The sequence below is a fragment of the Sphingosinicella ginsenosidimutans genome (assembly GCF_007995055.1).
GTDB classification, from domain to species: domain Bacteria; phylum Pseudomonadota; class Alphaproteobacteria; order Sphingomonadales; family Sphingomonadaceae; genus Allosphingosinicella; species Allosphingosinicella ginsenosidimutans.
Window position 1 is genome coordinate 2,895,188 of sequence record NZ_VOQQ01000001.1, and the last position, 13,355, is coordinate 2,908,542.

Consider the following 13,355-nt stretch of genomic DNA (forward strand, 5'->3'; position numbering starts at 1 on the left):
GCCCACCGGCGGTTACCAGAGCGCCTCGGCAATCCAAAGGAGTGGGCATGGACGCCGCTGACCGCAATTATTTCCTCGATCGGGTCGAAGAGGAGCTGACGCTCGCCAATCAGGCTACCCATTCGAACGTCGCGCGGGCGCATTATCATCTTGCCGCTTATTATCTGGACCGCGTCTATGGCGGACCGGCCAATGAAAACGATTGGCCGGAGCCGGCGATCGCTCAATCCGGGCCGAGCAGCCCCTTCAGCACATTGCCCTCGGTCGAAAGATAATTGTCCCGGTAATCGAAGCGGGGACAGTCCGCGAACATCAGATAATAATATTTCATCTGCTCCGACCACCAATAGCCGGGGCAGTGATCGGCCTGCCGCCTGGTCACGACATCGGCCATGTCGGTGTAGCCGAAGCGCGCCTTGTTCCACCGCTTCATCGCGAGATAGTGCGCCCGGCCGATGCGCCGCCATTCGTCCGACCGATCGAGCAGCCACAGGTTGAACGCGGCGTCGGCGAGTTCGGGGCGAAGCGAATTGGTGCGCGCCGTCGGCTGTCCGGTCGCATAATCATAGCCCTCGGGAAGAATGCCGAAGCGATCCTGAACCGCGGCCCAGGCGCGGGTATAAGCGGCGCCCTCAGCCGCCGCGCCGCCCTGGGCGAGGAGGCCGCCATAGAATGAGGCGAGCTCGTCCTGCTCGGTCGAAAGCCGCGCGCCCGTTTCGAAATCGACGTCCACGAACCAGAACGCACCTTTGTGCCGCACCGCCTGATGCGCCAGGATCGCCGCGGTCAGCGTGTCGTACATCGTCTTGCAGCCCGGATCGCCGAGCAGCTGCCAGCCATCCCAGCAATATTCGTAGAAGCTGTCGGACGGCGGCCCGATCGTCGCGCGGCGGCTGAGCCATTCCCCGGTGCGGGCGTCGATCTTGTCGGCGAGCAGCCCGATCCGCGACCGGCGATCGTACATCGCGCCGAGCGCATGATCGGCCGCCTCCCGATAGCGCGTGTCGCCGGTGAGGCGGCTCAGCGTGCCATATTCGGGGATATAGGTGCCGGTCTCGGCCGGGTTGGTCGCCGGGTCGCGCACCGCGCCCGTCTTCAGGTTCACATAGCGATAGGGAATGCCGGTCGGCGTGTCGAAGGCCGGAAGCAGCCGATCGGCAAGATCGCGCGCCTTGGCGAGGAGCGCCGGATCGTTGCAGGCGAGGTGCGCCGAGAGCAGCCCGCCGACGAGCCGGATCGAGGTTTCGAAGACCGAAACCTCGCCGTCGACGTCGAAGTCGAGCGCGGCCTTCACCCAGCCGAGCGCGTCGGCGAACTCGGCATCGAGGCCCATCAGCCAGAGCGTGTCCATCGCCTCGATCAGGCTGAGGCCGAGATGATGATCGCGCAGTGGAAAGCTCCGCGATCCGCCGGAGACCGGCAGGAAATCGTCCTTGCCCCAGGCATGGTCGCGATAATTGGCCCAGGCCCAGCGCATCTCGGCCTTCACGTCCTCGCCGAGCGCGGTCCAATCGACCTCCGCCTCATCGACGCCGAGTGCCGGCGCGGCCGCCGCGAGGGCGGCGGACCCGATGAAGGCGCGGCGCGAAAGCCTCAGGTCCATCAGTCGCCGCTGATCTGCGGCTTGCCGACGTCGCCCTTGCCGACCGTGTTGCCGGCCATCTCCAGCATCCGGTCGAGCGACCGCTTCGCCTTCAGGCGCAACTCCTCCTCGATCTCGATCCGCGGCTCGAGGTCGCGCAGCGCCACGTAGAGCTTCTCCAGCGTGTTGAGCGCCATATAGGGGCAGGCGTTGCAGTTGCAGTTGCCGTCCGCGCCTGGCGCGCCGATGAAGGTCTTGTGCGGCGCCGCCTTCTCCATCTGGTGGATGATGTGCGGCTCGGTCGCGACGATGAAGACGTCGCCCGGTGCCTCCAGCGCATATTTGAGGATGCCCGAGGTCGCGCCGACATAATCGGCATGGTCGAGGATATGGCCCGGACATTCCGGGTGGGCGAGCACCGGCGCGCCCGGATATTGCGCCTTGAGCTTCAGCAATTCGGTCTCGCTGAAGGCTTCGTGGACGATGCAGGTGCCCGGCCACAGCAGCATCTCCCGGCCGAGGGTGCGCGAGAGATAGCCACCGAGATGCTTGTCGGGGCCGAAGATGATCTTCTGCTCCGGCGGGATCTGGCCCAGGATCGTCTCGGCGGACGAGGAGGTAACGATGATATCGCTCAGCGCCTTCACCGCCGCCGAGCAGTTGATGTAGGTGAGCGCGATGTGATCCGGATGCTGCGCGCGGAACGCAGCGAACTGCTCGGGCGGGCAGCTGTCCTCCAGGCTGCATCCAGCGTTCATGTCGGGAAGGATGACGATCTTCTGCGGCGACAGGATCTTCGCCGTCTCAGCCATGAAGCGGACGCCGCAAAAGGCGATGACGTCGGCGTCGGTCGCCTGCGCCTTGCGTGACAGATCGAGGCTGTCGCCGACGAAATCGGCGAGGTCCTGGATTTCCGGCGCCTGGTAATAATGGGCGAGGATCACGGCGTTGCGCTCGCGGCGGAGGCGATCGATCTCGGCGCGGACGTCGAGGCCCTGGAGAGTGGCGTTGGGGGCATTCATGATGCGTTGTTCCTTACCGCGTCCTCGATGCGAACGGGGCGATCGAGGAAGCTTGCGTCCTCCCGCCCCGCCGGGTCCACGAACCGCACCGCGACGCTGGCGTCAATCCCCGCCGAACGCAACGGAAGCGCGAAAGCGCGTGCCACGATCCGCATCGCCGCGTCCTGGGCCAGGTGCGTCGCAGTCCCTGCCCGCGCCTGGCGCATCAGTTCATCCTGGGCGCTCCGGCGATTGGCCTGATCGAGCGTCCGTCCCGAATCGGTGAGGGCCAGGAGAAGGCCGCCGTCCGAATATTCCCGGACATCGCCGAAATCGATCTGCGGCCCGTCGATTTCAAGTGGCGGCAGCGTCACCGTCAGTGTCGAGGTGGGCGCGTCCCAGGCCAGGTTCTGGCGGCGAAGACGCGACAGATCGACCGAATAGCGGGCGGTGCCGGGCAGGATCAGCGTCTTTTCCGCGGTCATCCCGAGCCGGCTTTCGCGCGCGCTGACGATCGCAGCGAAGCGCGCGCTGTAGGTTACGATCCGGCCCTGCTCGCGAACCGAAATCAGGACCCGGTTCGCGATCGCGCGCGGATCGTGCTCGGGTGCCGGGCCGCGATCGGCCCGCAGGGCAAGGCCGATCAGCAGCCCCGCCACCAGGGCCGCCAGCGCCGCGACCCAAGGCGCCCAGCGCTTCAGGCGCGAAGCGTCCATTCCTCGCCCTCCCGGCCGATCAGCCCGCGCCGCTCGAGATCGATCAGATGGGCAAGCACCGAGCGCCCGGCCGCCGGATGCAGCCGCGGATCGACCGCGCGGTACATCGTCTCGACCATCGCCGGGATGCGCCCGATCCCCTGTCCGAGCCGTTCGAGGATCTGCTTCTCGCGCATTCGCCGATGGGTGATCAGCGCGCGGACATGGGCGCGCGGCTTTTCGACCGCTGGGCCGTGCGCCGGGAAATAGAGGCGATCGTCGCGTGCCAGCAGCCTGTCGAGGCTCGCCATATAATCGGCCATGTCGCCGTCCGGCGGCGCGATCACCGTCGTCGACCATCCCATCACATGGTCGCCGGTGAAGAGGATGTCGCCGAACGCGAAGCACAGATGGTTGGACGTATGTCCCGGCGTCGCGACGGCGGCGAGCCTCCAGCCCTCGCCTTCGAGGGTGTCGCCATCCTTGAGCACCCGGTCCGGCGCATAATCGAAATCGAAGGCGGCGTCCGCGCGCGGGCCGTCATCGGAAATCGCGAGCGGCGCGCAGCCGATGATCGGCGCGCCGGTCGCCTCTGCGAGCGCGCGGCTCGCCGGGCTGTGATCGCGGTGGGTGTGGGTGCACAGGATCGCGCTCACGCGGCCGCCCCCCACGGCGGCGAGAATCGCATCGACATGTCGCGGATCGTCCGGCCCCGGATCGATCACCGCGATCTCGGCCGTGCCGACAAGATAGGTCTCGGTCCCTTCGAAGGTGAAGGGCGACGGATTGCCGGCAAGGATGCGACGGACGCCCGGCGCCACCTCCTCGGCTCGTTCATAAGGCGGCTCGGCCATGCGCGCCATGTGGCACGCCTGGCGACAGGATCAAGCCCGTGTCGCTGGCCCATGGCGATGCGGACGGCCCGCCGAGCCGCCCGCATGCCTTTCCCGATGCTACTTCTGTGAGGGCCTCAATTGCCCCGCAGGCGGGCGATTTCCCGGTCGATGGCGGCAAGCACGCGAGTCCGGCGCTCGCCGGTCAGGTCGCCCGCATCGCCGGCAAGCCGGTCGCGCACCTGCTGAAGCGTCTGCGCCCGCCGCGCGGGGCTTTCGTTCGCCCCGGTGCTGCACAGGACGAAGCGATAGCGGTCGCGATCGGTGCCTTCGTTCACCTCGAAGCGATCGGCGTCGCTGCAGCCCGTCACCATCGCGCTCGCTCCCGCCTCGCCCGGCTGGCCGGCACGGCAGGTGACGACGATCCGGCGACGAGACTCGTCGCCGCGCGCCGGATCCTGAAGCGAATCCTCGCAATGGCTCGTCACCACGCGCGTGTGGATGCGCGTGCGGCCTCCCTCCCCGCTGGCGCGCTCGCGATTCCCGTCCGTCCCCGGCGAGACCACGATGACCCGCTCCGTGCGGCGCCGGGCGTCGGCCGGCACGTCGGCGCCGTCCGCGATCCGCTCGGTCGTCGTCTCATCATGGCCGTCCCGGGTCACTGTCCGGACGATCACGCGCTCGCGGTGCTGGCCCTCGCCATCCGCGTGCGGCGGCGTGGGCGGCGGCGGTGGCGGCGCGGGCTGCGATTGCGCCGCGCCGGAAGCGCCGGTCACAAGGCCGACGGCGGCAACGAGCCCGGCAATCCCGAGGCCGCCGATAAGGCGCGCGCGGCCGCGGCGATGTTGCTTCATCATTCTCAATCTCCGTTTCAGTTGATCGGCATGATTGAGCGGGCAGGCTGCAATCAGGCCGGGTCGGCTCGCGGATTTGACGAGAGCGCTGGCATAGGCATGGCGGGCGCCGGCGTCGGCCCCGGCCATCACCGCCGCGTCGCAGGCCAGCTCCTGGTCGGCGCGGAAGGCGCGAAAGGCGATCCAGGCGATCGGATTGAACCAGTTGAGGGCGAGGACGAGCAGCGCCGCGAGGTTCCACCAAAGATCGCCGCGCCGATGGTGGACCGCCTCATGGTCGAGCGCGAGGACCCGCTCGGCGGGCGTATAGCGCGCCTCGAAATCGGCGGGGACGACGATATGCCGGTTGAGGAACCCCAGGGCCAGCGGCCCTTCGGCGCCCTCGCTCGCCACGATCGGAAGCCCCCGATGCGCGCCGATCCGACGGGCGCCAGAGGCAAGCCGGGCAAGGAAGGCGCGATAGGAAAGGCACTGCCATGCCAGGAATACGGCCGCGCCGCCGGCCCAGATCGCGAGCAGGATGGGCACCCACTGCCCGGGTCCGCCGTCCGGCGGCAGCGGCGCGGCCGTCCCCTCGACGAAGACGACCAGCGTCTCGGGAGCAGCGACGGAGGGAATGGCCGCGTGCCAGGCCGGCAGCGGCGGCTGGATCAGCCGGAGCGCCGGAAGCAACCACAGCGCATAAGCGACGCCAGCTCCGAACAGCCGGGCCGCCGGCTGGCGCAGCGCCAGCACGAGCAGCATCGCCGCGCTCGCCCAGCCCATGTTGAGCGCGAGCCAGGCGATCATTGTTTGAGCGCCTGGAGAAGTGCCTCGATCTCGGCGATGTCGGCCTCGCTCAGACGGTCGCGCTCGGCGAGGTGGGCGACCAGCGGCGTCACCCGGCCATCGAACAGGCGGTCGAGCAGCCGGCGCGATTCGGCCGCGACATAGTCGTCGCGCGCGATCGCGGGGCGATAGAGGTAGCGGCGCCCGTCCTCCTCATGCGCGAGGACACCCTTGGCGAGGAGCCGGGCCAGCATCGTCTTGACTGTGCGGATGCTCCAGCGACGGCGCTCGCCGATCCGCTCGGCGACCTCGGCGGCGCTCAATGGCGAATCGCGCCATAGCACCTCCATCACCTCATGCTCCGCGGACGAGATACGCTCCGCCATCATCCCCTCCCAATCCTTGACTACGGGTGTAGTCAAACGAATGAACGACGGATGAATGATCGCGCACTGGCGCAGCGCCACCCATGTCGGGCCGCTTTACAATCGTCGGGAGGGTTAACCGCGATTTACCGTGAAAAATGGCGGATTTGCGCGGCCGCGGCGAATTGGCACGCGGCATGTATCAATCCGGATATCCACACGATCCCACTCGGGGCGGGCGTAGCGCACTTTTCCGGTCGCGCCGCCCGCCCCTTTTTCATCGGGACGGAGGCTCAGGCGCCGACGATCTGCTTGTCGGCAAGGAGCTGCTGGAGCTCGCCGGCCTCGAACATCTCCATCATGATGTCGCTGCCGCCGACGAACTCGCCCTTCACATAGAGCTGCGGGATGGTCGGCCAGTCCGAATAGTCCTTGATCCCCTGGCGGATCTCGGCGTCCTGGAGCACGTCGACTGTCTCGAACGGCGCGCCGAGATGGTCGAGGATCGCGACCGCGCGGCTCGAAAAGCCGCACTGTGGAAACAGCGCGGTGCCCTTCATGAACAGGACGATGTCGTTTTTCTTTACAATGTCTTCGATGCGGGCGTTGACGTCGCTCATTTCTTTTTCCTTCATTCGGGGGTGGCGGTGCTGAGCTTCAGCGCATGGAGCTCGTTGCCCATCCGACCGCCCAGCGCTGCATAGACAAGCTGGTGCTGCCTCACTCGCGGCATCCCCCGGAAGCTTTCGGCGACCACCCGCGCTTCATAATGGTCGCCGTCGCCTGCGAGATCGACGATCTCGACCCGCGCGTCGGGAATTCCGGCACGGATCAGGGTCTCGATCTCGTCGGCGGCCATGGCCATCACTGCGCCTCGATGAAGTGGCGACGGGCCTCGACGGTCTTGTGCGCCAGCGCCTCGCGGATCGCGGCTTCGTCGATATCGACCCCGGCCGAGGTCAGATCGCCGAGCAGCTTGCGAATCACGTCGTCATCGCCCGCCGTCTCGAAATCGGCGCGGATGACGTCGCGGGCATAGGCTTCGGCCTCCGCCTCGGTCAGCGCCATCTTCTTCGCGGCCCAGTGGCCGAGCAGCCGGTTGCGGCGCGCGACAATCTTGAACTGCATCTCCTGATCGCGGGCATATTGCGCCTCAAAGGCTTTCTCGCGGTCGTCGAACGTGGTCATGCCTACCCCTTCTTGCGTCTTCACTGTGTCAGATAGGCGCGGCGCCTTGACCGCGCAACGCCATGCGAACGCAAAAGCCGCTTGCCGAAGCGCCGGAATCTGTCACCTGAAGGCCCAGAGACAGGAGACCGATTCCATGATCCGATTCCCGATTGCCGCCTCGTTCCTTCTCGCGGTGCCCGCCGCGCTCCAGGCGCAGGCCTCCGCTCCGGCCCAGGAAGCTCCGGCCCCCGCGACCGCGGCGCCGGCGACGCCTGACACCAGCACCATTCAGCAGGCCGGCATGGCCTTCGGACATTGCATCGAGGCTGGGCTCGCCAATGTTCCGGCGACCGCCACTCCGGAAGCCGGCGCGGCGAGCGTCGCCAGCGGCTGCGCGACGGAGCTCCATGCGCTCGAGAGCGCTGCCGAAGCGTTCATCGCCCAGCTCCCCGAGGAGCAGCGGACGCCCGCGCAAGCCAACCTCCATGCGCAGCTCGCCGAGGTCGAAGGACAGGTCGCCGACGCGATCCGCGAGCAGCGCGCGGCGGCCGCTCCGGCGGCGGGATCGCCCGCGCCAGCCGCACCGCCCGCCGCCGCCGCGCCCGGCCACTGATCGCCGGCGCGCGCCGGCGATCAGTCGTCCATCGTGACGACGAGCTTCCCGATCGCCTGGCGTGCCGCCATGTGCGCGATCGCCTGCGCGCCCTGGGCGAGCGGCCAGGTCCGGCTCACCCGCGGCGCGATCCGGCCCTCTTCCCACAGGCGGAACAGGGTCCGGACATGGGCGGCGTTCGCCTTCGGGTCGCGCGCCGCGAACGCGCCCCAGAAGACGCCGCGCACGTCGCAGCTCTTGAGGAGGGTCAGGTTGAGCGGGAGCTTCGGGATGCCGGCCGGAAAGCCGATGACGAGATAGCGCCCTTCCCAGGCGATCGACCGAAGCGCCGGTTCGGCATAGTCGCCGCCGACGGGATCGTAGATCAGGTCCGCGCCGTCCGGGCCGACGGCGTCCTTGAACTGCGCCGCCAGCGCCTTCGCCTCGTCGCGCCCGAACGGACCGGCGGCATAGATCATCGTCGCGTCGGCGCCGGCCGCGCGCGCGGCTTCGGCCTTCGCTTCCGACGACACGGCCGCGACGACGCGCGCGCCATAAGCCTTGCCGAGCTCCACGGCGGCGAGGCCGACGCCGCCGGCCGCGCCGAGCACGAGCAATGTCTCTCCAGCCTTGATGCCACCGCGATCGACGAGTGCGTGAATCGTGGTCGCATAGGTGAGGATCAGCGCCGCGCCTTCGGCGAAGCTGCGCCCCTCCGGCAAAGGCTGCGCGCCGGCCGCGGGCACCACCGCCTTTTCGGCGAGCCCGCCATGCGGCAGCGTCGAGATCATCCGGTCGCCCGGCGACCATCCGGTCACCCCCTCGCCCACCGCCTCGACAATGCCGGCAATCTCGCAGCCGGGCGCAAATGGCCGCTCGGGCCGGAACTGATATTTGTCCTCGATGATGAGCACGTCGGGATAGTTGATCGCGCAAGCCTTCACCGCGACCAGCAGCTCGCCGGGCCCCGCGACCGGATCGGGAAGCTCGGCGAGCGCGAGGGTTTCGGGGCCCCCGGGCGCGCGAGAGAGCAGGGCCTTCACCGCCCCGCTCCCGCAAACGCAACGACCCATCTCCGCCTGCGCTTCGCTTCCATCGCCCTCTCCCAAATCCTTCGTTCGACTGTGGCGTGCGCGCGCCGCCGGCGCAATCACCCTCGCGGCGGCTCCGTCAGCCGCGTCAGCGCGCCCTGGTAGGTGAGCGTGCGCCGTGCCCCGGCGTAGGGCGGGTCCATCCGGGCGAGGAATTCGAGCGGCCCGCGCCTCAGGCCGCACAGCCACACCTCGGCGCCGGATCCGCGCGCCTGCCGCACGAAGGTCGCCAGTGCCGCCGCACCGGTCGCGTCGATATAGGGCACCTCCTCCATGCGAAGGATCACGGCGCGGGGACGCCGCCCGATCCGGCGCAGCGCCTCGATCATCTCGCTCGCGACGCCGAAGAAGATCGGGCCGGTGAAACGGAACACTTCGACCCCTTCGGGCAGCCGGGCTCGCTGCTCCGGATCCTCGTCCGGATCGATCGGCACAAGCCCGGCATGCTCGCTCATCCGGCGCATGAAGAAGAGGGCGGCCAGCGTCACGCCAACGCCGATCGCGACCGTGAGATCGACCAGGATGGTCAGCAGGAAGGTCAGCACCAGGATGGCCCGCTCGCCCGCGTCGGCCCGCAGCAGGACCAGGAAGCGATCCGCCTCGCTCATGCCCCACGCGACCATCAGCAGCACCGCGGCAAGCGCCGCCATCGGCACATATCCGATCGCCGCGCTCGCCAGCAGCAGGAAGAGGAACAGGAACACCGAATGGGCCATTCCCGCCACCGGGGTCTGGCCGCCGGCGCGGATGTTGGTCGCGGTTCGGGCGATCGCGCCGGTCGCCGGCAGGCCGCCGAACAGGCCTGATACGATGTTGGCCACGCCCATGCCGACCAGTTCCTGGCCCGGCCGGTGGCGATAGCCGGTCATGCCGTCGGCGACGGCGGCCGAGAGCAAGGCCTCGATCCCGGCAAGGAAGGCGATGGTGAAGGCGCTCGGAATGATCTCGCGGATCATCTGCAACGAAAGATCGGGCCAGTGCGGCCACGGCAGGCCGGCCGGCATCGCGCCGAAGCGGCTGCCGACGGTCTCGACCGGGAGGCGCAGCGCCCAGGTCGCGAGGCCCGCGGCGACGATCGCGATCAGATAGGCCGGCGCCCGCGGAGCCGCGCGACGGAGCACGAGGATGAGCAGCAGCGATCCGCCGCCGACGCCAAGGGCCGCCCAGTTGATCGTTCCGAAGGCGCGGAGATAGGCTGCCCATTTGTCGACGAACTCCGCCGGCACGGCGCCCGTTCTCAGCCCGAAAAAGTCGCCGATCTGGCTGGAGGCGATGATGACGGCGATACCGGCGGTGAAGCCGGTGATGACCGGCATCGGCACGAAGCGCATCAGCCGCCCCACGCCGCCATAGCCTGCCGCGATCAGGATCAGGCCGGCAAGCATGGTCGCCGCGATCAGGCCCGACATTCCGTGGGCGGCGATCACCCCGGCGACGATGACCACGAAAGCCCCGGTCGGCCCGCCGATCTGCACCCGCGATCCGCCAAGCGCGGAGATCAGAAACCCAGCGACGATCGCGGTGACCAGGCCCTCGCGCGGGGAAGCGCCGCTGGCGATGCCGAGCGCCATCGCGAGCGGCACCGCGACGACGGCGACGGTGAGGCCGGCAATCAGGTCGGCGCGCAGTCGATCCGCGCCATAGCCTTCGCCGATGACGGTGAGGAACTTCGGCTTGAAGTCCCCCGCGGCCATCAGGCTTCGGCTGCGACCGCGAGCGGTGCGTAATGGGCCGTCGTCTTGGCCGCGACCTCCTCGGCGGTCACGCCGGGCGCCAGCTCGATGAGCCGGAACGGGCTCTGATGGTCCGGCCGCTGGAACACGCACAGGTCGGTGACGATCATGTCGACGACATTCTGGCCGGTCAGCGGCAGGGTGCATTGCGGGATGAACTTGGGATCGCCGTTCTTCGACGTATGCTCCATGACAACGATGATCTTCTTGACGCCCGCGACGAGGTCCATCGCGCCGCCCATGCCCTTGATCATCTTGCCGGGGATCATCCAGTTGGCGATGTCGCCATTTTCCGCGACCTCCATCGCGCCGAGCACGGCAAGGTCGATATGGCCGCCACGGATCATCGCGAAGCTCTGGTCCGATCCGAAATAGCTGGTCTGCGGCAGTTCGCTCACCGTCTGCTTGCCGGCGTTGATGAGATCGGGATCGACCTCGTCCTCATAAGGGAAGGGCCCGATGCCGAGCATCCCGTTCTCGCTCTGGAGCGTCACCTCCATCCCCTGGGGGATATTGTTGGCGACCAGCGTCGGGATGCCGATCCCCAGATTGACGTAATAGCCGTCGCGCAGTTCCTTCGCCGCGCGCGCGGCCATCTGGTTGCGGTCCCAGGGCATCAATGATCTCCTTGCGGGTCGGACCAGCGTTTGTCCGAAGGGAAGACATCGTCCGGGCCGCCGCGGATGCTCGGCCCGTAGACGGGGTTGGACAGGATGAACCAGCCATTGCCCCACAGGCGGGCGAAGGGCCCGCTCGCGGCGGCCTCGCGCCGCGCGGTGACGCTCAGGCCGCGGGCGTTGAACAGGTCCGAGAAATCGCCGAGCTGGTCGCCGACCATCGCGATCACGCAGTAACGCTGCGAGATGAGGGCGCGGCGCGGGTCCTTTGCGGAACCGCCCGGGGTGTCGCCCTGGAGCCACAAGGTCTCGCCGTGGCGGACGGGGCCGAGGCCGATGCCGTTCAGCGCGGCCGCGTTCGCATCGGCGAAGCGAGCGAGCCGGTTGGAATTGAAGATCACCGCGACCCCGGCGGCACGGATCGCCCGCAGCGCCGTCACCGCGCCCGGCATCGGCGTCAGCGCCCGGCCGCCGGTCTGCTCCCAGCGATTCCACCGTTCCTGGTCGTAGGCGCGGCCCGGATGCCTCGCATCGTCATATTCGAAGCCGAGATTCTGCACCGCCGTCTCGTCGGCATCGAGCACCACGGCGAGCGGCCGATCGCCGCAGGGCACGAAATCGGGGTGATCGAGGCTGGAGCCCTCGGCCAGCACCACGCTGTCGCGCGGGCGCGCGCGGGCGGCGGCGATCACATAGTCGCGAAGCGCATGATAGGCCTGAATGCTCGACGCAGCGCTTTCCCCGGAGCCGTACAGCCACTGCATGGTGGGGGGAACAGGCGGGGCTTCGGCTGTCGCGGGCGCGATCGCCTGGGGCGCGGATGCGGGTGCGGTCGCGCACCCCGCCAGCGCCGCCAGCCCGAAAAGCGCCAGTCGCCTCACGCCGCTTCCCGCTCGCGGGTGGTGCGGAACTCGATCTTCTTGTCGTAGGGCGCGCCGAGCACGAGCCGGTTCACATAGATGCTCGGCAGATGGATCGAGTCGGGGTCGAGGCTGCCAACGGGCACGATCTCCTCGACCTCGGCGATGCAGATCTTGCCGGCGGTCGCCATCGGGGCATTGAAGTTGCGCGCGGTCTTGCGGAAGATGAGGTTGCCGCTCTCGTCGGCCTTCCAGCCCTTGACGATCGAAAGGTCCGCGAAAATGCCGCGCTCCAGGACATAATCCTGGCCGTCGAAATTCTTGATCTCCTTGCCCTCGGCGACCTGGGTGCCGACGCCGGTTTTCGTGTAGAAGCCGGGAATCCCGGCCCCGCCGGCGCGGCACCGCTCGGCGAGCGTCCCCTGCGGGCAGAACTCCACCTCCAGCTCGCCGGCCAGATATTGCCGCTCGAACTCCTTGTTCTCGCCGACATAGGAGGAGATCATCTTCCTGATCTGGCGCGACCGCAGCAGCTTGCCGAGCCCCTCCCCGTCGATCCCCGCATTGTTGGAGGCAACGGTCAGGTCCTTGACGCCGCTCGCCTGGATCGCGTCGATCAGCCGCTCGGGAATGCCGCACAGCCCGAAGCCGCCGGCGCAGATCAGCATGCCGTCGAACAGCACGCCCTCAAGCGCCGCGGCCGCATCGGGATAGACTTTCTTCATCAAAACGCTCCCCTTGCTCGCGCGAGAGCGATAATCGCCCGCGCCGAGTCCGGTCAAGCGAACTTGAATCACTTTTCAAGTTTGTGGGCGGTTTACCCCTTCAGCTTCGAGAGCACGCCCTGAAGCTGCATCGCGTTCGACATGTCGCCGTCGACCGAGAGCTTGCCCATCATGAAGGCGGTCATCGGATCGAGCTGGCCGGCGGACAGCGCCTCCCAATCGGCCCAGTTGATCTTGATCGTCGTGTCGGCCGCGCCGTCGGTCTCGTTCACTTCATTGCCGATGCCGTCGAGCATGATCACGCCCTTGTCGCCGAAGTCGAGCTTCACCTTCTTGCCCGGAACATAGGCGTTCGCGCCCTTCAGCTTCGACGCCATCTCGCTCTTGTCCATGTCCGCTCTCCTTCTGGCTGGCGGACCAGACCTACTTTACGCGAACGTAAAGCGCCAGCCTCTCTTTTCACCGTGCC

17 protein-coding genes are annotated in these 13,355 nt (G+C 68.1%); 2 read left to right on the forward strand and 15 right to left on the reverse strand.

The window, feature by feature from the left end; all coding sequences use genetic code 11:
• Positions 1–47 precede the first annotated feature (47 nt).
• A complete protein-coding gene (locus FRZ32_RS14410) occupies positions 48–275 on the forward strand; it encodes a hypothetical protein (protein ID WP_147044157.1) in 228 nt (75 codons plus the stop codon).
• On the opposite strand, the gene FRZ32_RS14415 is transcribed toward FRZ32_RS14410, so the two are convergent.
• The 9 genes from FRZ32_RS14415 to FRZ32_RS14455 form a co-directional block, all read right to left on the reverse strand.
• Complete coding sequence (locus tag FRZ32_RS14415; protein WP_147044158.1) at positions 224–1,603, reverse strand: glycoside hydrolase family 47 protein; 1,380 nt, start codon at positions 1,601–1,603, stop codon at positions 224–226. The two genes, FRZ32_RS14410 and FRZ32_RS14415, sit on opposite strands and share 52 nt — an antisense overlap.
• The gene (nadA, locus tag FRZ32_RS14420; protein WP_147044159.1) at positions 1,603–2,604 is read right to left on the reverse strand and encodes a quinolinate synthase NadA; all 1,002 of its coding nucleotides are present in this window, start codon (positions 2,602–2,604) and stop codon (positions 1,603–1,605) included. The genes FRZ32_RS14415 and nadA overlap by 1 nt, the downstream gene beginning before the upstream one ends.
• Positions 2,601–3,299: a DUF4230 domain-containing protein gene (locus FRZ32_RS14425; protein WP_147044160.1), complete on the reverse strand. Its 699-nt coding sequence runs from the start codon at positions 3,297–3,299 to the stop codon at positions 2,601–2,603. Before FRZ32_RS14425 ends, nadA begins: the two co-directional genes overlap by 4 nt.
• Positions 3,281–4,141, reverse strand: a complete 861-nt coding sequence (locus FRZ32_RS14430) for an MBL fold metallo-hydrolase (RefSeq protein ID WP_147044161.1) — start codon at positions 4,139–4,141, stop codon at positions 3,281–3,283. Before FRZ32_RS14430 ends, FRZ32_RS14425 begins: the two co-directional genes overlap by 19 nt.
• A gap of 107 nt (positions 4,142–4,248) precedes the next feature.
• Positions 4,249–5,754: a M56 family metallopeptidase gene (locus tag FRZ32_RS14435; RefSeq protein WP_147044162.1), complete on the reverse strand. Its 1,506-nt coding sequence runs from the start codon at positions 5,752–5,754 to the stop codon at positions 4,249–4,251.
• Positions 5,751–6,119 (reverse strand): BlaI/MecI/CopY family transcriptional regulator, encoded by a 369-nt coding sequence (locus FRZ32_RS14440; protein WP_147044163.1) that lies wholly within the window; start codon positions 6,117–6,119, stop codon positions 5,751–5,753. The genes FRZ32_RS14435 and FRZ32_RS14440 overlap by 4 nt, the downstream gene beginning before the upstream one ends.
• Positions 6,120–6,391: 272 nt before the next feature.
• Positions 6,392–6,718: a Grx4 family monothiol glutaredoxin gene (grxD, locus tag FRZ32_RS14445; RefSeq protein WP_147044164.1), complete on the reverse strand. Its 327-nt coding sequence runs from the start codon at positions 6,716–6,718 to the stop codon at positions 6,392–6,394.
• A gap of 11 nt (positions 6,719–6,729) precedes the next feature.
• Positions 6,730–6,963, reverse strand: coding sequence for a BolA family protein (locus FRZ32_RS14450; RefSeq protein ID WP_147044165.1), 234 nt, complete (start codon positions 6,961–6,963; stop codon positions 6,730–6,732).
• On the reverse strand, positions 6,963–7,286 hold the full coding sequence (locus tag FRZ32_RS14455) for a DUF1476 domain-containing protein (RefSeq protein ID WP_147044166.1): 324 nt from the start codon (positions 7,284–7,286) through the stop codon (positions 6,963–6,965). Before FRZ32_RS14455 ends, FRZ32_RS14450 begins: the two co-directional genes overlap by 1 nt.
• A gap of 136 nt (positions 7,287–7,422) precedes the next feature.
• Between FRZ32_RS14455 and FRZ32_RS14460 the strand changes: the two genes are divergently transcribed.
• Positions 7,423–7,881 (forward strand): hypothetical protein, encoded by a 459-nt coding sequence (locus FRZ32_RS14460; RefSeq protein WP_147044167.1) that lies wholly within the window; start codon positions 7,423–7,425, stop codon positions 7,879–7,881.
• A 20-nt stretch (positions 7,882–7,901) separates the two neighbouring features.
• Here FRZ32_RS14460 and FRZ32_RS14465 read toward each other — a convergent pair whose 3' ends face one another.
• The 6 genes from FRZ32_RS14465 to FRZ32_RS14490 all read right to left on the reverse strand — a co-directional run bounded on the left by FRZ32_RS14465 (position 7,902) and on the right by FRZ32_RS14490 (position 13,278).
• Entirely contained in the window at positions 7,902–8,903 is a 1,002-nt protein-coding gene (locus FRZ32_RS14465) for an NADPH:quinone oxidoreductase family protein (RefSeq protein WP_192901897.1), read from the reverse strand.
• 107 nt (positions 8,904–9,010) lie between these two features.
• The gene (locus FRZ32_RS14470; protein WP_192901898.1) at positions 9,011–10,645 is read right to left on the reverse strand and encodes a SulP family inorganic anion transporter; all 1,635 of its coding nucleotides are present in this window, start codon (positions 10,643–10,645) and stop codon (positions 9,011–9,013) included.
• Positions 10,645–11,301 (reverse strand): CoA transferase subunit B, encoded by a 657-nt coding sequence (locus tag FRZ32_RS14475; protein ID WP_147044168.1) that lies wholly within the window; start codon positions 11,299–11,301, stop codon positions 10,645–10,647. The genes FRZ32_RS14470 and FRZ32_RS14475 overlap by 1 nt, the downstream gene beginning before the upstream one ends.
• On the reverse strand, positions 11,301–12,065 hold the full coding sequence (locus FRZ32_RS14480) for an HAD family acid phosphatase (protein WP_243445314.1): 765 nt from the start codon (positions 12,063–12,065) through the stop codon (positions 11,301–11,303). Before FRZ32_RS14480 ends, FRZ32_RS14475 begins: the two co-directional genes overlap by 1 nt.
• A gap of 113 nt (positions 12,066–12,178) precedes the next feature.
• Positions 12,179–12,889: a CoA transferase subunit A gene (locus FRZ32_RS14485; RefSeq protein ID WP_147044508.1), complete on the reverse strand. Its 711-nt coding sequence runs from the start codon at positions 12,887–12,889 to the stop codon at positions 12,179–12,181.
• Positions 12,890–12,978: 89 nt separating this feature from the next.
• Positions 12,979–13,278, reverse strand: coding sequence for an SCP2 sterol-binding domain-containing protein (locus FRZ32_RS14490; RefSeq protein ID WP_147044170.1), 300 nt, complete (start codon positions 13,276–13,278; stop codon positions 12,979–12,981).
• Positions 13,279–13,355: the final 77 nt, after the last annotated feature.